The organism is Klebsiella planticola ATCC 33531 (genome assembly GCF_000735435.1).
GTDB lineage: Bacteria > Pseudomonadota > Gammaproteobacteria > Enterobacterales > Enterobacteriaceae > Klebsiella > Klebsiella planticola.
Window position 1 is genome coordinate 16,451 of sequence record NZ_JMPP01000029.1, and the last position, 22,287, is coordinate 38,737.

The window sequence follows — 22,287 nt, forward strand, 5'->3', positions numbered from 1 at the left end:
GTTATTTTACCGGTAACATGATCTGACGCAGCAAGTCGCATAATTTTTGCTCTTTTAAGCCCCGGGAGGATTCACCCCTGGGGCTTTTTTTATTACACTGCGGATAGATATTTTGCCGCTGAGCTGCAGTGTTGGTGCCTTTCACCTTCTAAGAGGTTGCTAAAATGCTGTGGCCGGACAGATAAAAATTCAGGAGCCTTTATGAATTCGACAATGTTACGGGTAACAAATCGCATTATCGAACGGTCGCGCGATACCCGCACCGCCTACCTCGCACGGATTAACCAGGCGAAGACGGATACCGTCCATCGCGCGCAGCTGGCGTGCGGTAATCTCGCCCACGGCTTTGCTGCCTGTCAGTCGGAAGATAAAGCCTCGCTGAAAAGCATGTTGCGTAACAATATCGCCATCATCACTTCTTACAACGACATGCTGTCCGCCCACCAGCCCTATGAGTATTATCCGGATATCATCCGCAAAGCGCTGCATTCGGTGAATGCGGTAGGCCAGGTCGCGGGAGGCGTACCGGCGATGTGCGACGGCGTCACCCAAGGGCAGGACGGGATGGAACTCTCCCTCCTGAGCCGCGAAGTGATTGCAATGTCGGCCGCGATCGGCCTGTCGCATAACATGTTCGACGGCGCGCTGTATCTGGGCGTATGTGACAAAATTGTCCCCGGACTGACGATGGCCGCGCTCTCCTTTGGCCACCTGCCGTCAGTATTCGTGCCGTCTGGCCCGATGGCCAGCGGCCTGCCAAATAAAGAAAAAGTACGCATCCGCCAGCTGTATGCCGAGGGTAAAGTCGATCGTATGGCGCTGCTGGAGTCTGAAGCGGCCTCCTACCACGCCCCGGGTACCTGCACATTTTACGGCACGGCGAACACCAACCAGATGGTGGTGGAATTTATGGGCATGCAGCTCCCGGGCTCGTCGTTTGTGCATCCGGATGCCGAATTGCGCCAGGCGCTGACCGCCGCCGCCGCACGCCAGGTAACGCGCATGACCGGTAACGGTAATGAATGGATGCCGCTGGGCAAAATGTTTGATGAGAAAGTGGTGGTGAACGGGATCGTTGCGTTGCTGGCAACCGGCGGTTCGACCAACCATACGATGCACCTGGTCGCAATGGCTCGCGCGGCGGGCATTATCATTAACTGGGATGATTTCTCCGATCTCTCCGATGTTGTGCCGCTGCTGGCGCGCCTTTACCCGAACGGTCCGGCGGATATTAACCACTTCCAGGCCGCGGGCGGCGTACCGGTGCTGGTTCGTGAGCTGCTGAAAGGCGGTTTGCTGCACGAAGATGTCAACACCGTAGCCGGTTTTGGTCTCTCCCGTTACACCATGGAACCGTGGCTGAATAACGGCGAGCTGGACTGGCGCGAAGGGGCGACGGCGCCATTAGACGATCAGGTTATTGCGACTTTCGACAAGCCATTCTCTCGCCATGGCGGGACGAAAGTGCTGAGCGGCAACCTCGGGCGTGCGGTGATGAAAACCTCGGCCGTACCGGTTGAGAACCAGATAATTGAAGCCCCGGCGGTGGTGTTTGAAAGCCAGCACGACGTTTTGCCTGCTTTCGAAGCCGGAATGCTGGACAAGGATTGCGTGGTGGTTGTTCGCCATCAGGGGCCAAAAGCGAACGGCATGCCAGAATTACATAAACTTATGCCGCCACTTGGTGTATTATTGGACCGCCGTTTCAAAATTGCGCTGGTTACCGATGGTCGACTCTCTGGCGCATCTGGCAAGGTCCCGTCAGCAATCCACGTTACGCCTGAAGCGTACGATGGTGGGCTGCTGGCAAAAGTACGTGATGGCGATATTATCCGCGTCAACGGGCAGACGGGCGAACTGACGCTGCTGGTGGATGACGCTGAGCTGGCTGCACGCCAGCCGCATGTTCCTGACCTCAGCAGTTCGCGCGTCGGGAGCGGCCGGGAAATGTTCGCAGCGCTGCGTGAAAAACTCTCCGGAGCCGAACAGGGCGCAACCTGCATCACTTTTTAAGACGATACAATTTGTAGATCTGGCGAGAGAGAAACTCTAATGAAAAACTGGAAAACAACTGCAGAAGCAATCCTCACCAACGGCCCGGTTGTCCCGGTGATCGTGGTGAAAAAGCTGGAACACGCTGTGCCGATGGCCAAAGCGCTGGTTGCCGGCGGCGTACGCGTACTGGAAGTCACGCTGCGTACCGCATGCGCGCTGGATGCGATCCGCGCGATTGCGCAAGAAGTGCCGGAGGCGATTGTCGGCGCAGGTACCGTAACAAACGTTGAGCAGCTGAAAGCCGTCACCGAGGCTGGCGCGCAGTTCGCTATCAGCCCGGGTCTGACCGAGTCCCTGCTGAAAGCGGCGACTGAAGAAGGGTCCATCCCGCTGATCCCGGGGATTAGCACCGTCTCCGAACTGATGCTGGGCATGCAGTATGGCCTGAAAGAGTTCAAATTCTTCCCGGCGGAAGCTAACGGTGGTGTAAAAGCGCTGCAGGCGATTGGCGGTCCGTTCGCGCATATCCGTTTCTGCCCGACTGGCGGCATCTCACCGGCGAACTACCGCGACTACCTGGCACTGAACAGCGTGCTGTGCATCGGCGGTTCCTGGCTGGTTCCGGCGGATGCGCTGGAAGCGGGCGATTACGACCGTATTACCAAAATTGCTCGCGAAGCGGTTGAAGGCGCGAAGTAATTTCCACGCCCTGATAAATGGCGAAATCCAGACCCGGTAGCGTTGACGCGACCGGGTTTTTTTTATCCCTGAACCTGCACCGCTGACGCAGCGGCTTTCGCGCGAGCCACCGCCTCATCGACGCTATCGGCGACGGCCAGCGTGACGCCCAGTCGACGAGAACCGTCAATCTCCGGCTTACCGAACAGGCGTAGCTGCAGTCCCGCCCCTACTGCGCCCTGGAGATTGCTAAAGGTGACGTTCTGGCTGGTGAGCTGCGGCAGAATGACCGCGGAGGCCGCCGGGCCATACTGACGAATCGCGCCAACCGGCAGACCGAGGAAGGCGCGAACGTGCAGCGCAAATTCCGAGAGGTCCTGGGAAATCAGCGTCACCATCCCGGTGTCATGCGGGCGAGGGGAGACTTCACTGAAAATCACCTCATCACCGCAGACGAACAGCTCCACGCCAAACAGACCGTAGCCGCCAAGCGCCAGCACGACTTTGCTGGCAATCTCCTGGGCGCGGGCCAACGCCAGCTCGTTCATCTGCTGCGGCTGCCAGGATTCGCGGTAATCGCCATCCTCCTGGCGATGGCCGACCGGCGCACAGAAATGGACGCCATCGACCGCGCTGACGGTAAGCAGGGTAATTTCAAAATCGAAATTCACCACCCCCTCGACGATAACCCGACCGGCGCCCGCGCGGCCGCCTTGTTGCGCGTAGCGCCAGGCCTCGGCCAACTGGTCAGAGTGACGAATAAAGCTCTGGCCTTTACCAGAAGAGCTCATGACCGGCTTCACAATGCAGGGAAGGCCAATCTCCGCGACGGCTTCGCGAAAGGCCGCTTCGCTGTCGGCAAAGCGGTATGCCGAGGTGGGAAGCTGCAGCTCCTCTGCGGCCAGGCGGCGAATACCTTCGCGATTCATGGTCAGTTTCGCCGCGCGAGCGGTGGGGACGACTTTCTGCCCGGCCTGCTCCAGCTCCACCAGCATATCCGTGGCGATGGCTTCAATTTCCGGCACGATAAAGTCGGGTTTTTCTTCCGCAATCAGCGCGCGCAGCGTTTCACCGTGCAGCATGTTGATGACGTGCGAACGATGCGCCACTTGCATCGCCGGCGCGTCGGGGTAGCGGTCGACCGCGATGGTCTCAATACCCAGCCGTTGGCACTCAATGGCGACTTCTTTACCCAGTTCGCCGGAACCTAACAACATCACCCGCGTCGCTGCCGGACGCAGCGCTGTGCCTAATAACGTCATGACTCTTTTCCACAGTAAAAAAACATGCGTCGCATTATAAACGAAAACGTTTGCGTCTGTCTTTACGGCTGTTGGTTGAGTCCCGGGTGAAAATTTGCTATACTGTATAAAAATACAGTATAAAGAGGCTGCACAATGGCGGTTGAAATTAAATATGTGGTGATCCGCGAAGGTGAGGAAAAGATGTCGTTTACCAGCAAAAAAGAGGCCGATGCTTACGACAAAATGCTCGATCTTGCCGAGGTCCTCAACGACTGGCTGGTCGAGTGCCCGCTGACGCTGGATGAAACCCAGCGCGATGAAATGGCAATGTGGCTGGCGGAACGTAAAGAGACATTGCACCACATCCTGAGATCAGGAAAACTCCCGGAAACGGAAGACGGTACGAACGGCCAGGCTTCTCAGGACGAGAGCTCCGCGGCTGAAACCTCAGAGGCCGCAGCGGAGGGAGCGAGCGAACAACCCGCGGCAACCGCGCCTGTAAAATCGCGCAAGGTGAAGGCCGCCTGAGTCCGGCCGAATTTGCGCATCTTTAGCTGCTCATAACATTTCCTGACATCTCGTCGTTTAGGCTGATGACATCGCTTAATAAGCAACGAGGGAAATCATGGCTAACTGGCTTAATCAACTCCAGTCCCTGCTGGGCCAGCAGGGACCGTCTTCCTCATCAGGCGAACGGTCTGATGGTAAAAGCTTCCTTCTGCCCGGGGCGCTGGGCGGCCTGGCGGGGCTGCTGGTGGCCAGTAAATCATCGCGTAAGCTGCTGGCTAAATATGGCACCAGCGCACTGCTGGTTGGCGGCGGCGCGGTGGCGGGAAGCGTGCTGTGGAACAAGTACCAGCAAAAAATGCGGGAAAATTCCCCTGCGCAATCTGTCGCTTCTCCTGTACAACCCGCCGGGGCGTCAACCTCGCCAGCCTCCGGGCTCGATGCCCGCAGTGAACGGCTCATTCTGGCGCTGGTGTTTGCCGCGAAAAGCGACGGGCACATTGATGACAGCGAGCGGGCAAACATTGATGAGCAGCTGCGCGCGGCTGGTATTGCCGTGCAGGGGCGCGTTCTTATCGATCGCGCTCTGGCCCAGCCTCTCGATCCGCAGCGTCTGGCGCAGGGCCTCACCAGCGAGCAAGAGGCGCTGGAGATCTATTACATCAGCTGTGCGGCGATCGATATCGACCATTTTATGGAGCGTAGCTATCTCAACGCTCTGGGTGAGGCTTTAGGCCTTCCGCCGGAAGTGCGTGCCGACATCGAACAGGATATCCAGGCACAAAAACAGGCGCTTTCTACCTAAATCCGCAGGTTTTGCTTGCAACGTGGGCCACTTTTGCCACCCTTATACACACGCCATCCTTCAAGCCGCTTCTTGAATGATTTTGTGTATGAAATACAGGATGCAGAAGACCAAAAGATGCCACCAAAAGCAAAACGAATTCCCCACGCCATGACCCTTCATGGCGATACCCGTATCGATAATTACTTCTGGCTGCGCGACGACGAGCGTTCGCGGCCGGAAGTACTTGATTATCTTCGCGAGGAAAATGAGTACGGACAGCAGGTCATGGCGACTCAACGTAGCCTGCAGGAGCGGGTGCTAAAAGAGATTATTGACCGTATCCCGCCGCGCGAAGTCTCCGCGCCCTACAGCAAAAATGGCTACCGTTATCGTCAGGTGTATGAGCCGGGCTGTGAATACGCTATTTATCAGCGTCAGTCGGTGCTGAAAGAGGAGTGGGATGAATGGGAAGTGCTGCTCGATAGCAACCAGCGCGCGGCGCAGAGCGAATTCTATACTCTCGGTGGGCTGGGCATTTCGCCGGATAACACGATGATGGCGCTGGCGGAGGATTATCTCTCCCGTCGGCAGTATGGCCTGCGCTTGTGCAATCTGCAAAATGGCGAATGGTATCCTGAAGTGCTGGAAAACGTTTCGCCGGAATTCGCCTGGAGCAATGATTCGCAAACGCTGTGGTATGTCCGCAAGCACCCGACTACGCTGCTGCCTTATCAGGTCTGGCGGCATACCGTGGGCGCTTCGCCGCACTCCGATGCGCTGGTCTACGAGGAGAAGGATGAAACCTTCTACGTCAGCCTCCATACGACCACCTCCCGGCAATTCGCCGTTATCTATCTTGCCAGCGCGACAACCAGTGAAGTGCGGCTGCTGAATACCGAAATGCCGGATGCGGAACCGGTGTGTTTCCTGCCGCGGCGTAAAGATCACGAGTACAGTCTCGATCATTACCAGCATGCCTTTTATCTTCGCTCTAACCGCGAGGGGAAAAACTTCGGTCTCTACCGTACCCATGAGCGCGACGAGCGGCAGTGGGAGACGCTGATTGCGCCACGCCAGGATGTGATGCTCGAGGGATTCACCCTGTTTACCGACTGGTTGGTGGTTGAGGAGCGCCAGCGCGGGTTAACCAGCCTGCGCCAGATCAACCGCAAGACCCGGGAAGTGGTGGGGATCGCCTTTGATGATCCGGCCTACGTGACCTGGCTTGCCTATAATCCGGAACCGGAAACTTCACGCTTGCGCTACGGATACTCCTCCATGACCACGCCGGATACGCTCTTTGAGCTGGATATGGACACCGGTGAGCGGCGGGTACTGAAGCAACAGGAAGTGAAAGGGTTTGAGGCCAGTCATTATCGCAGCGAACATCTGTGGATTAAGGCTCGCGATGGTGTGGAGGTTCCTGTTTCGCTGGTTTATCGGCGTGAGCATTTCCGCAAGGGTGTCAGTCCGCTGTTGGTCTATGCCTACGGGTCGTACGGCGCCAGTGAAGATGCCGATTTCAGCGCCAGCCGGTTGAGCCTGCTCGATCGGGGTTTCGTGTTTGCGATTGCCCACGTCCGCGGCGGCGGGGAATTAGGGCAGCAGTGGTACGAAGACGGCAAGTTCCTGTGTAAAAAGAATACCTTTAACGATTATCTCGATGTTTGCGATGCGCTGCTGGCGCAGGGATATGGCAATCCTCGCCTGTGCTACGGCATGGGCGGCAGCGCGGGCGGCATGTTAATGGGCGTCGCCATTAATGAGCGGCCGGAGCTGTTTCACGGCGTAGTGGCTCAGGTTCCGTTTGTCGATGTCCTGACCACAATGCTCGACGAGTCGATTCCGCTGACGACCGGGGAATTTGAAGAGTGGGGAAATCCGCAGGACGAAGAGTACTACCGCTATATGAAGAGCTACAGTCCTTACGATGGCGTCACGGCGCAGGCCTATCCCCATCTGCTGGTGACTACCGGCCTGCACGATTCCCAGGTGCAATACTGGGAACCGGCAAAATGGGTGGCGAAGCTGCGAGAGCTGAAAACGGACGATAACCTGCTACTGCTGTGCACCGATATGGATTCAGGGCACGGCGGTAAGTCGGGACGCTTTAAAAGCTATGAAGGGGTTGCGCTGGAGTATGCCTTTCTGATTGGCCTGGCGCAGGGGACGTTACCCGGCCAGGCAAACGTTTAGCGTCGCTACTCCCCGAGATAGTGCTTGAGCGTCAAGCGCAGCTCGGGGCTCATCCGATCCAGGTTATTGAACAGCCAGCGTAAATAGCCCGGGTCGTTTTCTGCGATTTCGGCCACCGCCTTGCCGCGATATTTACCGAAGGTAAAGGTGGTCAACAGCGCCGGACGACCGGTAATGGTCGCCATCTCCTCAGGCCGCCAGCCGGAAACGTGCATAATATCGAGAAGCAGTGCGGCGGTGATATAGCAGTCGTACAGCGCGCGGTGCTGATGCAGCCCCGCAGGCGTTGCGACACTGAGCTTACGCGATTTATACAGTCCCATATTGCTGTATTTAATGCCTGGCCACAGGCGACGGGCCAGCTTCATGGTGCAGATCCACTCCCCGTGCATTTCCGGTAACACCCGGCGGTCGAAACTGGCGTTGTGGGCGACATACCACCGGCTGCCGATGTAATGCGGCAGAACTTCTTCAATCCACGGCTTGTCGGCGACCATCTCTTCGGTGATACGGTGAATCGCCATGGCCTGGGGGCTGATAGGTCGATCGGGACGAACCAGATGACTCATGGGATTGGTTATCTGACCATCGACAATATCAACAGAGGCGATTTCCACAATGCCCCCCTGCAGTCCGCAGGTTTCCGTATCGATTACGCGTAGCATGGCTCACTCCGGCCGAAAAAAACCAGCGTAATTGAATGCGCAGCGCTTGCCAACCGGGACGCCCTTAAGGGACGAGAATTATTTCGCTTTGGGTTCATAGGGCAGTCGCGACAGTGAAACAGACGCCAGTCGATGGGCGATCAGGCGTTCACGGAACCAGTCACGCAGGTGTGACGGTTGCTCCCGCTCCACTAAATCGGCGACAACGGGCATATTGTAACGCTCTTTAAAGGCGACACCGGCCGCGGCAAGGTCGACGTTCACTTTGTCCATCTCGTCCTGCGAAATTTTGGCCAGATTTTTTTCCATATGGTTTCTCCTTCATGATGCCGAAAAGCGATCGGGCGCGACGTCGGACCGGGACGCATCGCTCGACTACGCCATTATACAGGGTTATTCTCTGTGCTACATACATAACGAAAAGGAATGACGATTATGCGTACCATCGCCGGGCGCGCGCTGCGTGCCTCTGCTTTTTTCGCCGGCTTTCTGGTCAGCACCGCGGCCTTAGCCCATGCGCATCTTCAACAGCAAACGCCTGCCGCAGATTCGACGGTCACCGCCTCTCCCGAATCACTGACCCTGAGCTTTTCTGAAGGTATCGAAACGGCCTTTAGCGCAGTGACCCTCACCGGCCCGCAGCAGAAAGCCGTTGCGACCGGCAAGCTGGCGCGCAGCGACAGCAATAAAGCTCAGCTGGTTGTTCCGCTGACGCAGCCGCTGTCTGCGGGGGAGTATACCGTTGACTGGCACGTGGTCTCCGTTGATGGCCACAAAACCAAAGGGCAATACCACTTTAGCGTGAAATAACGCATGCTCTCGGGAATCTATATCGGTCTGCGCTTCGTCCACTTTCTCTCGCTGATGGTGGCATTTGGCTGCGTGCTGTATGGCGCGTGGTGGGCGCCGCTGACGCTACGGCGTTTGCTAATGCAGCGTTTCTTCCCGCTTCTGCGTCATCTGCTGCTGCTTAGCGCGGTTTCTGCGCTGTTGATGCTGATGGTACAGGGCGGTCTGATGGGGAATGGCTGGGCGGACCTCTGGCAGCCTGCTATCTGGCAAGCCGTCGCCGGCACCCGCTTTGGCAGCGTCTGGGTCTGGCAGATTCTGCTGGCGTGGGTTGCGCTGGCGATCGCGTGGCTCAAACCGCGTCGTCCGGCGCGTCTGCTGCTGGTGCTGCTGTGCGCGCAGATCTTGCTGATGGCGGGCGTTGGCCATGCGGCAATGAGCGAGGGTGTGCGGGGCGTGGTGCAGCGGACTAACCACGCTGTACATCTGTTCTGTGTCGCCGGCTGGTTTGGCGGGCTGCTGCCGTTCATCTACTGCCTGCGCCTGGCGCGCGGGCGCTGGCGTCAGGCCGCTATCGGCACCATGATGCGCTTTTCTCGGTACGGACATCTGGCGGTCGCGGGCGCGATCGCCAGCGGCGTGCTGAATGCGCTGCTGATCCAGGGCGGATTATTCCGTGATTCGTTGTGGGGAGAGATGCTATTGATCAAATGTGCCCTGGTCGCTGGGATGGTAGCAATTGCGCTGGTGAACAGGTATGTTCTGGTGCCACGTATGTCGGTGAGCGGAACGCGAGCGGAGCAGCTCATTTTGCGCACCACGCAGGTTGAAATGGCGCTCGGAGCATTGGCGCTGCTGGCCGTCAGTCTGTTTGCAACCTGGGAACCTTACTGAATTAACTGGCTAAATCATGAAAAAAACTCTTCTGACTATGTTGTTACTGGCAAGCTCTGGCGTCGCGCTGGCAGCACCGCAGATTATCACCGTTAGCCGCTTCGAAGTGGGTAAAGATAATTGGGCGTTCAATCGCGAAGAGGTGATGTTGACCTGTCGCCCGGGGAATGCGCTGTTTGCCATTAACCCCAGCACGCTGGTGCAGTATCCGTTGAATGATGTTGCTGAGCAGCAGGTGAAAGCGGGTAAAACCAGCGCTCAGCCGATCTCAGTGATCCAGGTCGACGATCCGCAGCATCCGGGACAAAAAATGAGCCTCGCGCCATTTATTGAGCGCGCGCAGAAGCTTTGTTGATACCCGAACCTATCTTACTGTATTAACATATAAAAAACCGCCGGCATTCCTCTCAGGAAGCGGCGGTTTTTTGTTGGCGCTGGCCATTTTGTCAGGAATTATTCGACCACTTTTGTTGCGGACTGGAAAACCTGACGCGGTAAACTATTCTTATAAGGCAAGGCGACTTAGCCTGCATTAATGCCAACTTTTAGCGCACGGCTCTCTCCCAAGAGCCATTTCCCTGGACCGAATACAGGAATCGTGTTCGGTCTCTTTTTATCTGAAGCTTATCAACTCGTTACAAAATAAGACCGCAATCGATCCCTCATTTCCCGTTACGGTCTTTTTCCCTTATACCACAACAAAAAACGCCTTAACATTCTCTTTACAGAAAATCTGAGCTGGAGACATCCGGGTCTGCGGGTCAACGTCAGGGCGATGGCGTGCCGCCCGTCCGGAGCCAGGGTCGTCATCGCAGCGGGATATCCATACCCTGAAGATACGCGGGCATATTATTTTATTGCGATCTATTTGGCTGCTCGTTGACAGGAAATGAAAGGCCGTCAGGAAGAGGAGGGGAGGAATAAAAACAACGTATTATTCAGGCGCGACGATTGACGGATACAGCTGGGATTCAAGGTAGCAGACCAGATTCCAGATCTCCCCGCTGAAAATAAACCAAAGCGCGCCGAGGAGAATTATTATCACGATAACCAGAAGGGCAATTTCACTTTTACTCATAACTTCAATGGCTACCCGAAAGGAAACGATGAAGTGATGATAGTAACGAAACCACAGGATAAGATGCAAACGCCGTGATTTAAAAACGGCGTTTGTTTGCTATGGACAGGCGTTAGTCCCTCAGGGTTGGGAAGTCAGCCGTGCGACCTGCGCGGTCAGGTCGTCCAGCAGCTGGAAGCGGCGACGGTATTCCGCCCGCTTTTTACTGGCGATGTCCTCCAGCGACTTCCTTTCCATCTGTTGCGGCAAGCGCCAGCGCCAGGCGCCATCGGCTACGCCATCAATGGACTGCCAGAACTCATCATAGCTGGCGTGGAAATGGCGTCCCTTGCTGAGACGATAGCGCAGCGCGCGGAAAACGTGACCGTTATCGCTTACGCCATAAATGGCCTGAATGTGGCTTCTTGCGGCCAGCGCCCAGATAAACTCGAGCAGCAGGCGTTTAGGAAACAGACCATAGCAGGCGCGGGTGGCGAGCTTGATGACTTCATGCGGCACATTACGTCGCGGCCCCTGCAGCCCGCCGATAACCAGCTGCCATTGCTCCTGCTGGCGCACAACGCTGAATGTGGCGCTGGCCAGCAGCGTCTGGTTACCATCGCGCAGCCACAATGTGGTTTCGCCTTCGCGCTCGGCTTTACCTGCGGAGGAGGCCGAGAGAGTGAAGCGGGTTTCATCTTTACCCTGCAATTCCAGCAGGGGCGTCTCTTTGGCGGCGGTCATGGCGGCAGCCAGCTGCGCGCCTGGCAATGAGTCGATGAACTGATAGTGGCTGATAATCGCCTGGGCGCGCTGGCTGGCGTTTAACCCACGGGTCAGATACTGGCGGTGTACTTTACCCGGCAGGGTGACCTGCGCGGCAAGTAGCTGATTAAAGTCAGGACGCACGGAAAGATTATCCAGCATTGCGCGAGTGGGCGTATAAAATAAGGCCGTACGCAATAAAAATTTCAGCCGGTAATTACGCTTTTGCCAAATCGGAGCGGGAATAAGTCTGCCCATCACCAGATCGGCAATAAGATTTGTGCGGGGCTGTTGTGCGAAGGCTGAGTGCAGGCTATTGTCCGTCACGATAAAATACCTCGTTGTTATTTAGCCTCTATTTTAAGGGCTCGCTAAGGCGAGATTAATATCCTGGCGGACTATATTTCTGTTTCGTTTATATTTGATTGAGGTGTGTATCTTCGGGGTGGCAGCGGGAGAATTAACTATAATTGTATCAGGGGGACAAAATATGTATCAGCGCATTGAGGGGGCGGCCTGGCGCAATATCTGGCTGGTTGGCGATCTGCATGGCTGCTTTGCCGTATTGATGAACCAGCTCCGGCATATAAAATTCGACCCTTACCAGGATCTTCTCATCTCGGTGGGCGATTTGATCGATCGCGGGCCGCAAAGTGCGAAATGTCTCGCGCTTCTCGACTGCCGCTGGTTCCGTGCGGTGCGAGGTAACCATGAACAGATGGCGTTGGATGCGCAAGAGAGCGGGGCGTTGACGCTATGGGTCATGAACGGAGGCCACTGGTATCAGGAGAGCGCGCGCGGCGAGCGGCAGCAGATTGACGAACTCCTGAGTCGCTGTCGTCAGCTGCCGCTGATTGTCGAACTCAGCGCCGGGTCGCTGCGCCATATTGTGGCCCACGCCGACTACCCGGCCGCGACCTATCGTTGGCAGCAGCCGGTAGACGAGCAACAGGTGCTGTGGAGCAGACAGCGCCTGATGGACCATCTGGCCGGTCGGCATGGCGCAATAGGTGGAGCGGACCACTTTTGGTTTGGCCACACGCCGTTGAAGCAACGTTATGATAGCGATAATCAACATTACATTGATACGGGGGCGGTATTCGGCGGTGAACTGACCCTGGTACAGCTGCAGTAAGCGGCTTAAAAATCGCTGTATTCGCTGGCGGGCTGCCAGAAACCATCAATAAAATCCTCAACCGGAAAACAGCCGCCCTGGCGTATCCGCTGATCGTCCATCGCGACAAGGCACCGTCGTTCGTTATCGTAGACGTCGACGACAATATCTTCGCAACCACCGTCCAGGTAACAAATAAACAAAACTAAGGCGAACATCCTGGCCTCATGTTTGGGTTTGTTAATCAGTATAGGGTAGCTCATAAACGGGGGGAATAAATAACCCGTCTCAGGCGACGGGTTCTTTTTGAATCAGGCAACGCGCATGATCCAGGCATCGGATTGTTGATCATAGTGCTTACGGTAGAGGACGGAATGTTGGCCATCAAGAATGGCAGGGACGCTGGTTTCCGCATCCCAGCCATCCAGCTGCATGCATAAGTCCGGATCGGATTTGCAAGGAATGCTTAACGTTCGCTCTCCCTGCTGTTCACCGTGCAGCTCGGCGTCGTCTATCTCAAACGCGCCGATTCGAATGCTGGTTTTACTCATAAATTCACCCCGTTAATCTGCTGAATTGTGGTACGACCAGTTAGGCCGTCATTTTTCAGCGTAGACAATGGGGGGCAAACCGCCAGTAAAAAAATGCGCTTTTTTTGCGCGCGATCACGCCTTGCCGGCAAAAAGTTTACCGTCGCGCACCAGCTCACGCGGGTAGCTGTTTTTCAAACGGGAGCCGACTTTTTTCGCCAGCCCCAGCGTTGCTCCCTGGAACGTGACGATGACTTCATCCTGCCGCGGCGGCGTTTCAGGATAGACGTCGCGGCCACGATACCACTCTTGCGCTTCATCCAGCGTCAGTTCAAACGGGGCATCCGGTGCGGCGAGGGCAATGACCGCTTCATGCTGCCAGCGAAAGCCTTTGTTATGGGTTTCCGCCAGGCGAATGCCAATCCGCGAAAAACGGACCTGGCCGATAAATGATTCCAGCGCTTGCGGAAACAGCCAAATCTCTTTATCACGCTGCCAGAGCGTATGACTGTCATCCCAGTGCAGCCCGACGGCGGCAGCGGCGGCGGTAATCGCTGCGGCTTCGCGGCTTTTAAGCGGCGCAAAAGGAAATTTACCGACTTTGTAACCCGGCGCCGGTAGCGCTTCGATCGCCGCGGTTTTCTTGAGGCGGGCAACAAAAAAGCCCTCGCAGTCAAAAATCTGCGGAAAGACGTGGAGAAATCCTTCTGCGGTTAAGGCCTCCGTAGCCTGTGGGAACAGCGCGCCAAGCGGTAATACCTCGACCGCCTGCGGATAGCGGGCTAACAGCCACTGCACGACCTCCTGGTTCTCTTCCCGGTTCAGGGTGCAGGTTGAGTACACCAGTGTGCCGCCAGGGCGCAGCGCGTGAAATGCGCTGTCGATGAGCTCCCGTTGGGTTTCGGCGATCTGCTGGTTACTCTCTGGCGACCAGTTTTTCAACGCATCGGGATCTTTGCGCACCACCCCCTCGCCGGAGCAGGGAGCATCCAGCAGGATAGCGTCAAAGCGTTCCGGCAGCGCGGCGCCAAACACCCGGCCATCGAAGTGGGTCAAGGCAACATTGCTGATGCCGCAGCGGCTGATATTGGCATGCAGGACTTTAACCCGGCTGGCGGAAAACTCATTGGCGAGGATCCCGCCCGCATTTCCCATGCGCGCGGCGATCTGCGTGGTTTTGGAACCAGGTGCAGCGGCGACATCCATGACCCGCTGTGGCATGTCGCCATCGGCAAACAGCGCCGCAACCGGCAGCATAGAACTGGCTTCCTGGATATAAAACAGGCCGCTGAGATGTTCGGCGGTGCTGCCCAGCGGCAGGGCGTCCTCATCATCGCGTTCGATCCAAAAGCCCTCTTCGCACCAGGGGATCGGCGTCAGCTGCCAGCCATAGGGCGCTACCCGCTGCAGAAAGCCGGCAACGGAAATTTTCAGCGTATTCACGCGCAGGCTGCGGCGTAACGGGCGCTGGCAGGCAGCGATAAACGCATCGAAAGAGAGATGCGTGGGCATCGCGTCACGCATTTGAGCGAGGAATTGGTCAGGAAAATAGACTGCGTTTTGAGCCACTGGTGCGCACCACAAGAAAAAAGGGTGCGCAGTTTATCATAAACGCTCCGGCGGGGGACACCGGAGCGTTTTGCTTACTGTGGCAGGGCCGTGCCCCATTCACGCCACTCTTTCGGTTCGCTTTCCAGCAGCAGGAAGTGTTTACCATCCTGTGCCTTCGGCGCCAGCGGCGTGCCTGGCGGCGTGGCAAAGGAGATGCCGCCGCGAATGAACTGGTTAAAGGTCCCGGTTTTCACGACGCCGCCAATCAGGCCAAAGTCGAGGTTATAGCCGGAAGAGAGCCAGAAGACCGAATTGTTACGCACCAGATACTGATAGCGTTTGCTGATACGCAATTTGACCATTACGCGATCCGACATTGAACCCAGAGTCAGCCCGGTGACCGTACCGACTTCCAGTCCGCGGAACAGTACCGGCGTTCCGATATCCAGCGAACCGGCTTCCGGCACTTCGACAACGATGCTCAGACCGTCAATGTAGCGGGAGTCGCTAATCGTCGTTTCCTGAATTTCGAAATCACGGCGTGCCGTGCCGCGACCCGGTTCAACGTTGATATAGGGCTGGAAAATGGTATCCAGGTGTTCGACACCCGCGGCCGAAATCTGCGGGGTGATCACCGAGAAGCGGGTCCCGCTGCGGGCGAAGGTGTCGACGTACTCTGGGTAGAGCACGGCTTTCGCCTGGACTTCGTTTTTCGCGGTAATCAGATTCAGGGACTGGATCTGGCCGATATTAATGCCCAGGTAGCGAATCGGCATCCCTTCGGAAATTTTACCGGCATCAAAGGCATGCAGCGTAATCTGGCCACCGACTGCCCGCGCAGCGGTTTCAGAAGCATAGAGAATGCGTTTGTTGCCAATTCGCGCGCCGGCGCTGCTGCCGCTGAGATCGTCAAAGCTGACAGCGCCCCTCAAGGCCCGTGACAGCGGTGACGCCTGCACGGTCAGACCATTGCCATCGAGCTGGACCTTGGCGCCTCCCTCGGCCCAGAAGACGCTATTGTTGGTCAACAGATAGCGATATTCCGGCTTAATATGCAGATCGATATCAAATGCGTTGCGCCGGGGTTTAACCGAAATGATCTCGCCGACGGCAAACTTACGGTACAGCACCACCGAACCTTCCTGAACATCCGGCAGGGTCTCTGCCGTCAGGCTCAGAGTGGTGGTGGGCACTTCGCTGAGGCTGTTTTCTTCCGCCTTCTCCATATTGGCATACAGCGGATAGCTGGCCTGTATTGTTCCTTTCTCGCCAGGGATGATGCGAATACCGCCTTCGACCCACTCGCTGGCGCTGGCGCCGAGCACTTTGATGCCATCAAAACCCACTTTCACGTCAAGGCGGCTGTTAACGACAAATTTGCTGTCGCCGCGCACCAGGTCGCGATATTCAGGGGTAATGGCCACCTGGAACGTGACGCCTTTCGCGGTCAGCTTGCGCTCCAGAACCTGACCCACTTTCACGCCGTGCAGCACCAGCGGCTGCCCGGCATCAATACCGTAACTCTCCGCTGCCGTGAGCGTAACCGTAGCCACATCCGGTTCATCGAGCAGGGATTTGTCAGCCGGAAGCACCACAAAGTGATTCCGCGTCTCCCCCTCTCCGGGCACCAGTTCGAACGTATTCCCGGTCAGCAGGGCGCTGAGGCTGGGGTTATCCAGCGAGATTTTCGGCTTTTTCATCTGAATAAGCGTCTTATCTCTGAGCAGGGTGACAACGCTTGGGTCCACCGTCATCTCACCGGTCACTTTACTGCCGGGATTGAGATTGAGTTTGGTCAACTGCCCGACTTCCAGCCCCTGATACATGAGCGGGGTGGAGCCGGCTTTCAGGCCTTCGCCGTCAGGCAGTTCCAGCGTGACCAGGACCCCGCGCTGGCTGTGGGCCAAATCTTCATACAGCCCGTATTCATCGTTTTGCTGAGCCGGTTGGGAATCCGCAGGGGAGTCAAAGGCAATCGCGCCGTTAACCAGCGCGGAGAGGCTTTCCAGCTGGACCTTCGCGCCGCCGAGGCCGACATCGGCCTTAACGCCTGAGACATTCCAGAAGCGGCTGCCTTTTTTCACCAGGTTCGTAAAGCGGCGCTCGATCAGCACATCGATAGTGACGCCCTGATTGTTATCATTGAGCGCAAAATCGTAAACCCGGCCCACCGGAATTTTGCGGAAGTAGACCAGCGATCCGCTGGTGAGCGAACCGAGGTCCGGCGCCTGCAGATGAATCATCAGCTCGCCGTTGTTGATATGGTATTTCGGCTGGGTATCGAGGGCGATGAAATGGTCCTGCGGTTCGCCTTTGCCCGGCATCATACCGATATAGTTACCGCCAACCAGCGCATCAAGACCGGATACGCCGGCCAGCGAGGCTTTCGGAGTCACCAGCCAGAATTGGGTATCTTTGCGCAGAGCGTCTTTCATGTCGCCTTTGACGCTGGCGGATACCTCGATTTTACTCAGGTCTTTGCTCAGCGAGATATTCTCGACGGTGCCCACCTCGACCCCTTGATAGCGGATAGGCGTGCGCCCCGGGACAATCCCGTTGGCCGACTGGAAGTCGATGGTGATGGTCGTCCCGCGATCGTTATAGCTGGTCCAGATCAGCCAGCTGGCGATCAACAGGGCTATTACCGGCAGCAGCCAGAATGGCGAGATGCGACGTTTGGTTTTGATTCTGGCTTCAGTCGGTGAAGCGGGCGTTTCCTGACTCATGTGCGTCCCAAAGTAAGCGGCTGTCCAGCCATTCAACAGCAAGGATAGTTAATATTACCGCGGCGCCGAAATATACCGCAGCAGGCCCCATCGTGAAAGCGAGGAGTTGGTCGCGATTAATCAGTGACATGGTTAATGAGATAACAAAAAGATCCAACATTGACCAACGGCCGATCCAGGTAATCAGCCGCAGCAGGATGATGCGGGTACGCAACCCCTGTTCGCACTTGAATTGTATGCTCACTAACAGCGTAAACAACACAATAACTTTGGTAAATGGCACCAGAATACTGGCGATAAACACGACGCCGGCAATCGCCACATTGCTATTGGCCAACGACATAATCCCCGAAAGAATCGTATCATCCTGACGTGCGCCGTTGACGTAAATAATTGAGATCGGCAGCAGGTTAGCGGGAAGCAGGAACACCACCGAAGCAATCAGCCCGGCCCAGCTTCGCTGCAGGCTCTGCGGTCGTCGATGGTGGAGCGGCGTATGGCAGCGTCGGCAGCGCCCGCGAGCGTCGCGAAAGCCGGTGTAATGGCAGCCGGTGCAAACCTGTAGCGCCGGGTCGGCCCGAAACGCAGGCCGCTGGGGATAAAATCGCTCCCACAACTCTTCCACGTTCATATGAATGATCGTCAGAATGCTGAGCAGGGTGAGGGAGATAAAGGCCACAAGCCCGACGCCCGGCTGCAGGAAGGCGTAATCCTGTACCTTGATGGAGGCCACGCCGATACCGACCAGATAGATATCCAGCATCACCCACTCTTTCAGTTTTTCCAGCATCAGCAGCACCGGGCGTAAATTCATGCCCAGAACGTTCCCCAGCCAGAGATAGGCGATAGAGATGACCAGCAGCGCCGGTGCGCCAATCGCACAAAACAGCACCATCGCGGCAGTGAGCGGATCGCCCTGGCCGGTCATTTGCCAGATCCCCTGGATCACGTTCGCATCGATACGTACGCCGAGCAGATGCAGACGCAGTAAGGGTTCGGTCCACGCAAAGGGCATCAGGAGCATCATGGTGATGGCCATACTACCCAGCCGCGAAAGAGACCAGTCGCGGCCATCACGCACTTTCGCATTGCAGCGCGGGCACCAGGCGCTTTGATAACGCTTAAGCACCGGCAAACGAAAAAGAACGTCACACTGCGGGCAGCGGTGATAATGTGCCTGGGGTAGCGGACGGCTGACCGCATGCACGACCATCTTTTTTGCCGGTGTTATCGGTTGTGTTTTTAGTGGCATTTATTACGTACAGGAATGAATGTATCTCACTATCTTAACCCAGGATTGAATTCATCTTGAGCCTGAACGCATTTAATGCTTATTTTATTAGGCAATGCGTGTTTCGCAGTAAGACAACTAAGTGACCAGATAATGAACAAAACAGAATTTTACGCGGATTTGAACCGTGATTTTCAGGCTTTAATGGCAGGTGAAACCAGTTTTTTGGCGATGATCGCTAATACCAGCGCGCTGCTGTTTGAGCGCCTGACCGAGGTTAACTGGGCAGGTTTCTATTTGCTCGAAGGGGAGACGCTGGTTTTAGGACCATTCCAGGGCAAACTGGCCTGCGTACGGATTCCGGTTGGGCGAGGCGTTTGCGGTGCGGCCGTTGCGCAAAATCGCGTTCAGCGGGTGGAAGATGTCCATGCCTTCGATGGACATATCGCATGTGATGCCGCCAGCAATTCGGAAATCGTCTTTCCGCTGCAGGTGAACAATCAGATTATTGGCGTTCTGGATATCGACAGCACCGCCTTTTCCCGCTTCACCGCTGAGGATGAGCAGGGGCTGGCTGAACTGGTCGCACATCTGGAAAAACTCATTTCTGCGACTGACTACCAAAAAATATTCGCCCACGTCGCAGGATAATCAACGGATAACGTAGCATTTAGCGATGGCGTCATTATAATGACGCCTGTTCATGCCTGCGGCTTGTTGGCTACGTCCGTTGTAATCAGGAAATTTCATGGAAAATCAACCTAAGTTGAATAGCAGTAAAGAAGTTATCGCGTTTCTGGCCGAACGTTTCCCTCAGTGCTTCAGCGCTGAAGGTGAAGCTCGCCCCCTGAAAGTCGGTATTTTTCAGGATCTCGTGGAGCGTGTTGGGGGAGAGATGAATCTCAGCAAAACCCAACTTCGTGCCGCTTTACGTCTTTATACTTCGAGCTGGCGCTATCTGTACGGCGTTAAGCCAGGCGCAGTCCGCGTTGACCTTGACGGCAACCCGTGCGGCGAACTGGAAGAGCAGCATGTTGCTCACGCTCGTCAGCAGCTCGAAGAAGCAAAAGCTCGCGTTCAGGCGCAGCGCGCAAGCCAGCAGGCTAAAAAGCGCGAAGCCGCCGCCGCTGCGGGTCAGCAGGAAGACGGTGCTCGTCGTGAGCGTAAGCCACGTCCTCAGGTTCGTCGCAAAGAAGGCACCGAACAGCGTAAGCCGCGTCCAGCCGTTGCAAAAGCACCGCGTGAAGAGCGTCATACCCCTGTATCAGATTTGACCGCGTTAAGCGTTGGCCAGGCTCTGAAGGTGAAAGCAGGCAACAACGCAATGGACGCCACCGTTCTGGAAATCACCAAAGATGGCGTTCGTGTACAGCTGACTTCTGGTATGTCAATGATTGTACGCGCAGAACACCTGGTGTTCTGAAACGGAGGCCGGGCCAGGCATGAACACATTCTTTAAGCTCACCGCGCTTGCGGGCCTGCTAGCAATAGCAGGCCATGCGTTCGCCGTGGACGATATCACTCGAGTCGATCAAATTCCCGTGCTGAAAGAAGAGCCGCAGCACGCGACGGTGAGTGAGCGCGTTACCTCGCGCTTTACCCGTTCTCACTATCGGCAATTTGATCTCGACAACGCCTTCTCGGCAAAAATTTACGACCGCTATCTGAATCTGCTGGACTACAGCCACAACGTGCTGTTGGCCAGTGATATTGCTCAGTTCTCGGCGAAGAAGAATCAAATCGGCGATGAGCTGCGCACCGGAAAGCTGGACGTTTTTTACGACCTGTATAACCTGGCGCAGAAGCGTCGTTTTGAGCGCTATCAGTATGCATTGAAGGTGCTGGAACGTCCGATGGACTTTACCGGCAACGACAACTTCAACCTTGACCGCAGCAAAGCCCCCTGGCCGAAAGACGAAGCCGAGCTCAACGCGCTGTGGGATGCCAAGGTTAAGTTTGACCAGCTGAGCCTCAAGCTCACTGGCAAAGATGACAAAGAAATTCGCGATACCTTAACGCGTCGCTACAAATTTGCCATTCGCCGTCTGGCGCAGACCAACAGCGAAGATGTGTTCTCGATGGTGATGACCGCTTTCGCTCGCGAGATTGACCCGCACACCAACTATCTTTCTCCGCGCAACACCGAACAGTTCAATACGGAAATGAGCCTGTCATTAGAGGGCATCGGCGCGGTACTGCAGATGGATGACGACTATACGGTCATCAATTCGCTGGTAGCCGGTGGTCCGGCGGCGAAGAGTAAATCGATCGCTGTCGGCGATCGTATCGTCGGCGTCGGCCAGTCGGGTAAAGGCATGGTTGACGTCATCGGCTGGCGTCTGGATGACGTTGTCGCGCTGATCAAAGGGCCGAAGGGCAGCAAGGTGCGTCTCGAAGTTCTGCCTGCCGGTAAGGGGGCCAAAACCCGCATCGTCACGCTGACCCGAGAGCGCATTCGTCTCGAAGACCGCGCGGTGAAGATGTCGGTGAAAACCGTCGGCAAAGAGAAAGTCGGCGTGCTGGATATCCCGGGCTTCTACGTTGGCCTGACGGATGACGTTAAGGTGCAGCTGCAGAAGCTGGAGAAACAGAACGTCAGCAGCATTGTTATCGACCTGCGCAGCAATGGCGGTGGGGCGCTGACCGAAGCCGTTTCGCTATCTGGCCTGTTTATTCCGTCTGGCCCGGTGGTTCAGGTCCGTGACAACAATGGCAAAGTGCGTGAAGACAGCGATACCGATGGCGTGGTGTACTATAAAGGCCCGCTGGTGGTGTTGGTCGATCGTTTCAGTGCTTCGGCCTCTGAAATCTTCGCTGCCGCTATGCAGGACTACGGTCGCGGCTTAATTGTTGGCGAGCCGACCTTTGGTAAAGGCACCGTTCAGCAGTATCGCTCGCTGAACCGGATTTACGATCAGATGCTGCGCCCTGACTGGCCGGCGCTGGGCTCCGTACAGTACACCATTCAGAAGTTCTACCGCATTAACGGCGGCAGTACCCAACGTAAAGGTGTCACGCCGGATATCATGATGCCGACCGGGAGCGAAGATCGCGAAACCGGCGAGCAGTATGAAGATAACGCGCTGCCGTGGGATAGCGTCAATGCGGCGACCTACGTGAAATCCGGTGATTTGAAGCCGTTCGATCCGCAGCTGCTGAAGCTGCATAATGAGCGGATTGCCAAAGATCCTGAGTTCCAGTACATCATGAAGGACATCGCTCGCTATAACGCAATGAAAGATAAGCGTTATATCGTTTCTCTCAACTACGCCCAGCGTGAGAAAGAGAACGAAGAAGACGACGCGACGCGCCTGGCGCGGATTAACGACCGTCTGAAGCGCGAAGGTAAACCGCCGCTGAAGAAACTGGACGATCTGCCGAAGGACTACCAGGAGCCGGATCCGTATCTTGATGAGACGGTCCACATTGCGGTAGACCTTGCGCATCTTGAGAAAGAGATGCCCGCGGTAGAACCGCCGGTCAGCAAATAAGCACCCAACGGGCACAATGATTGTGCCCGTTTTTCTTTCCGTCATCCTCCAGGCCGTCCTCTCTTAT

At 56.3% G+C, this 22,287-nt stretch carries 22 protein-coding genes; 12 read left to right on the plus strand and 10 right to left on the minus strand.

Annotated elements, in window-relative coordinates; translation table 11 throughout:
* Window positions 1–201: 201 nt before the first annotated feature.
* Both edd and GRPL_RS12070 read left to right on the plus strand, forming a co-directional pair.
* Window positions 202–2,013 (plus strand): phosphogluconate dehydratase, encoded by a 1,812-nt coding sequence (gene edd / locus GRPL_RS12075; RefSeq protein WP_032699374.1) that lies wholly within the window; start codon window positions 202–204, stop codon window positions 2,011–2,013.
* 39 nt (window positions 2,014–2,052) lie between these two features.
* Window positions 2,053–2,694 (plus strand): bifunctional 4-hydroxy-2-oxoglutarate aldolase/2-dehydro-3-deoxy-phosphogluconate aldolase, encoded by a 642-nt coding sequence (locus tag GRPL_RS12070; RefSeq protein ID WP_032695282.1) that lies wholly within the window; start codon window positions 2,053–2,055, stop codon window positions 2,692–2,694.
* A gap of 62 nt (window positions 2,695–2,756) precedes the next feature.
* On the opposite strand, the gene purT is transcribed toward GRPL_RS12070, so the two are convergent.
* The gene (gene purT / locus GRPL_RS12065; protein ID WP_032699375.1) at window positions 2,757–3,935 is read right to left on the minus strand and encodes a formate-dependent phosphoribosylglycinamide formyltransferase; all 1,179 of its coding nucleotides are present in this window, start codon (window positions 3,933–3,935) and stop codon (window positions 2,757–2,759) included.
* A gap of 135 nt (window positions 3,936–4,070) precedes the next feature.
* Here purT and GRPL_RS12060 point away from each other — a divergent pair, with 135 nt between their 5' ends.
* The 3 genes from GRPL_RS12060 to ptrB all read left to right on the plus strand — a co-directional run bounded on the left by GRPL_RS12060 (window position 4,071) and on the right by ptrB (window position 7,407).
* Complete coding sequence (locus GRPL_RS12060) at window positions 4,071–4,445, plus strand: YebG family protein (RefSeq protein ID WP_032699376.1); 375 nt, start codon at window positions 4,071–4,073, stop codon at window positions 4,443–4,445.
* Between the two features lie 97 nt (window positions 4,446–4,542).
* The gene (locus GRPL_RS12055) at window positions 4,543–5,229 is read left to right on the plus strand and encodes a tellurite resistance TerB family protein (RefSeq protein ID WP_032686935.1); all 687 of its coding nucleotides are present in this window, start codon (window positions 4,543–4,545) and stop codon (window positions 5,227–5,229) included.
* 117 nt (window positions 5,230–5,346) lie between these two features.
* Window positions 5,347–7,407, plus strand: coding sequence for an oligopeptidase B (gene ptrB, locus GRPL_RS12050; RefSeq protein ID WP_032686936.1), 2,061 nt, complete (start codon window positions 5,347–5,349; stop codon window positions 7,405–7,407).
* A 5-nt stretch (window positions 7,408–7,412) separates the two neighbouring features.
* Here ptrB and exoX read toward each other — a convergent pair whose 3' ends face one another.
* Window positions 7,413–8,072, minus strand: coding sequence for an exodeoxyribonuclease X (gene exoX, locus GRPL_RS12045; RefSeq protein ID WP_032686937.1), 660 nt, complete (start codon window positions 8,070–8,072; stop codon window positions 7,413–7,415).
* 78 nt (window positions 8,073–8,150) lie between these two features.
* The gene (locus GRPL_RS12040) at window positions 8,151–8,381 is read right to left on the minus strand and encodes a DNA polymerase III subunit theta (RefSeq protein ID WP_004863978.1); all 231 of its coding nucleotides are present in this window, start codon (window positions 8,379–8,381) and stop codon (window positions 8,151–8,153) included.
* A 126-nt stretch (window positions 8,382–8,507) separates the two neighbouring features.
* On the opposite strand from GRPL_RS12040, the gene yobA reads away from it, so the two are divergent.
* From yobA to GRPL_RS12025, 3 genes are read left to right on the plus strand one after another with little or no spacing between them, the layout of a single operon-like run.
* Window positions 8,508–8,882, plus strand: a complete 375-nt coding sequence (gene yobA / locus GRPL_RS12035; RefSeq protein WP_032686938.1) for a CopC domain-containing protein YobA — start codon at window positions 8,508–8,510, stop codon at window positions 8,880–8,882.
* Window positions 8,883–8,885: 3 nt separating this feature from the next.
* A complete protein-coding gene (gene copD, locus GRPL_RS12030) occupies window positions 8,886–9,755 on the plus strand; it encodes a copper homeostasis membrane protein CopD (protein WP_032699377.1) in 870 nt (289 codons plus the stop codon).
* A 13-nt stretch (window positions 9,756–9,768) separates the two neighbouring features.
* Window positions 9,769–10,110, plus strand: a complete 342-nt coding sequence (locus GRPL_RS12025; RefSeq protein ID WP_099001803.1) for a YebY family protein — start codon at window positions 9,769–9,771, stop codon at window positions 10,108–10,110.
* Between the two features lie 579 nt (window positions 10,111–10,689).
* On the opposite strand, the gene GRPL_RS12020 is transcribed toward GRPL_RS12025, so the two are convergent.
* The gene (locus tag GRPL_RS12020; protein ID WP_142131748.1) at window positions 10,690–10,833 is read right to left on the minus strand and encodes an Ecr family regulatory small membrane protein; all 144 of its coding nucleotides are present in this window, start codon (window positions 10,831–10,833) and stop codon (window positions 10,690–10,692) included.
* A 120-nt stretch (window positions 10,834–10,953) separates the two neighbouring features.
* Window positions 10,954–11,925: a VirK/YbjX family protein gene (locus tag GRPL_RS12015; RefSeq protein ID WP_172958380.1), complete on the minus strand. Its 972-nt coding sequence runs from the start codon at window positions 11,923–11,925 to the stop codon at window positions 10,954–10,956.
* Between the two features lie 142 nt (window positions 11,926–12,067).
* Here GRPL_RS12015 and pphA point away from each other — a divergent pair, with 142 nt between their 5' ends.
* Complete coding sequence (gene pphA / locus GRPL_RS12010) at window positions 12,068–12,712, plus strand: protein-serine/threonine phosphatase (protein WP_032699379.1); 645 nt, start codon at window positions 12,068–12,070, stop codon at window positions 12,710–12,712.
* A gap of 5 nt (window positions 12,713–12,717) precedes the next feature.
* Here pphA and GRPL_RS12005 read toward each other — a convergent pair whose 3' ends face one another.
* The 5 genes from GRPL_RS12005 to yebS form a co-directional block, all read right to left on the minus strand.
* Complete coding sequence (locus GRPL_RS12005; protein WP_032686984.1) at window positions 12,718–12,909, minus strand: YdfD/YebW family protein; 192 nt, start codon at window positions 12,907–12,909, stop codon at window positions 12,718–12,720.
* 93 nt (window positions 12,910–13,002) lie between these two features.
* Window positions 13,003–13,242, minus strand: coding sequence for a YebV family protein (locus GRPL_RS12000; protein WP_004863958.1), 240 nt, complete (start codon window positions 13,240–13,242; stop codon window positions 13,003–13,005).
* Between the two features lie 114 nt (window positions 13,243–13,356).
* Entirely contained in the window at window positions 13,357–14,790 is a 1,434-nt protein-coding gene (gene rsmF, locus GRPL_RS11995) for a 16S rRNA (cytosine(1407)-C(5))-methyltransferase RsmF (protein WP_032699380.1), read from the minus strand.
* 74 nt (window positions 14,791–14,864) lie between these two features.
* Window positions 14,865–17,498 (minus strand): PqiB family protein, encoded by a 2,634-nt coding sequence (locus GRPL_RS11990; protein WP_032699381.1) that lies wholly within the window; start codon window positions 17,496–17,498, stop codon window positions 14,865–14,867.
* Window positions 17,467–18,750: a membrane integrity lipid transport subunit YebS gene (gene yebS, locus GRPL_RS11985; RefSeq protein ID WP_015584017.1), complete on the minus strand. Its 1,284-nt coding sequence runs from the start codon at window positions 18,748–18,750 to the stop codon at window positions 17,467–17,469. Before yebS ends, GRPL_RS11990 begins: the two co-directional genes overlap by 32 nt.
* Before the next feature lie 132 nt (window positions 18,751–18,882).
* Between yebS and GRPL_RS11980 the strand changes: the two genes are divergently transcribed.
* The 3 genes from GRPL_RS11980 to prc all read left to right on the plus strand — a co-directional run bounded on the left by GRPL_RS11980 (window position 18,883) and on the right by prc (window position 22,220).
* Complete coding sequence (locus tag GRPL_RS11980; RefSeq protein WP_032686987.1) at window positions 18,883–19,380, plus strand: GAF domain-containing protein; 498 nt, start codon at window positions 18,883–18,885, stop codon at window positions 19,378–19,380.
* A gap of 97 nt (window positions 19,381–19,477) precedes the next feature.
* Window positions 19,478–20,152 carry an RNA chaperone ProQ gene (gene proQ / locus GRPL_RS11975; protein ID WP_004863942.1) on the plus strand — a complete coding sequence of 225 codons (675 nt, stop codon included), beginning with the start codon at window positions 19,478–19,480 and terminating at the stop codon, window positions 20,150–20,152.
* A 19-nt stretch (window positions 20,153–20,171) separates the two neighbouring features.
* A complete protein-coding gene (prc, locus tag GRPL_RS11970; RefSeq protein WP_032686988.1) occupies window positions 20,172–22,220 on the plus strand; it encodes a carboxy terminal-processing peptidase in 2,049 nt (682 codons plus the stop codon).
* The last annotated feature ends 67 nt before the right edge of the window (window positions 22,221–22,287 follow it).